Raw genomic sequence first — 1,247 nt, forward strand, 5'->3', positions numbered from 1 at the left:
TGGGCCGACCCCGTGATGTAGGTCCAGTCGTTGTGTGAGTCGTCTTGATGCTCGCTGCTGCGGGCAGGAAGACTGGTCTCATCATGACGAACACGAGGAAGCGGCACACGCCTGAGCAGGTCGTGCGCAAGCTCGGACAGGCCGACCGGATGCTGGCCGATGGCGCGGACGTCGCGGCGGTGTGCCGCGAGCTGGGCGTGTCGGAACAGACGTACTACCGGTGGCGCAACCAGTACGGCGGGCTCAAGGCCGACGACGCCAAGCGCCTCAAGGAGCTCGAGAAGCAGAACGCCACCCTCAAGCGTCTGCTCGCTGAAGCAGAGCTGGAGAAGGCGGCGCTGAAGGAGCTGGCAGAGGGAAACTTCTAGGCCCGGGCAGGAGGCGCGCCGCCGTCGCTCACCTCATCGCGAAGATGCGGGTGAGCGAGCGGATGGCGTGCCGGCTGACCGGGCTATCCAGGTCCGCCTACCGGCGCACCCTCAAGGCCGCTACCGTCGCCGACCCCGACGCCGCCTTGCGTGAATGGCTGCGCGGTTACGCGAAGAAGCACCCCCGCTGGGGCTACCGGCGCGCGTACCACGACGCCCGCGGCGAGGGCTGGCAGGTCAACCACAAGAAGATCCAGCGGCTATGGCGCGAGGAAGGCCTACGCGTGCCCCAGCGACGTCGCCGTAAGCGCATCGGCTCCTCGACCGCGGACGCCCCCAAGGCGTGCGCCCCGAACGTGGTGTGGGCCATCGACTTCCAGTTCGACGTCGACGAGGCCGGGCGTCCGATCAAGATCGCGTCGATCGTGGACGAGCACACCCGGGTCTGCCTCGGCGGGCTCGTGGAACGCTCCATCACCGCCGACCGTCTCACCGACCATCTCGACGACCTCGTCAAGCTGCACGGCCCGCCCGCGGTCCTCAGAAGCGACAACGGGCCCGAGTTCATCAGCCAGGCGATCGCCGACTGGGCCGGCACCCGCACCGGCTTGTCGTACATCCCGCCCGGCTCGCCGTGGCTCAACGGCTACGTCGAGTCGTTCAACTCCCGCCTGCGCGACGAGTGCTTGAACATCAACAGCTTCTACTCACTGCTGCACGCCCAGGTCGTCATCGGCGGCTGGAAGGTCGAGTACAACACCGTGCGACGCCACTCGGCGCTGGGCTACCTCACCCCGGCCGACTATGCTCGCCACTGCACCCACGAAATGAAACCCGACGACTCACACAGAGACCGGACCTAACAACGGGGGCGGCCCA

Annotated in this window: 1 protein-coding gene; it reads left to right on the top strand. The window is 67.5% G+C overall.

The genetic code is table 11. The annotated features are described in order from the left end of the window. Positions 1-83 precede the first annotated feature (83 nt). Positions 84-1,231 (top strand): IS3 family transposase gene (locus tag WFM69_RS19250; protein ID WP_337007443.1). Its coding sequence is split into 2 segments (ribosomal slippage): positions 84-354 and positions 354-1,231, totalling 1,149 coding nucleotides; the frame shifts between segments, so codons are not numbered across the junction. Positions 1,232-1,247: the final 16 nt, after the last annotated feature.

Origin of the sequence: Microbacterium sp. LB12 (assembly GCF_037150835.1) — a bacterium.
In the GTDB taxonomy this organism is placed as follows: Bacteria; Actinomycetota; Actinomycetes; order Actinomycetales; family Microbacteriaceae; genus Microbacterium.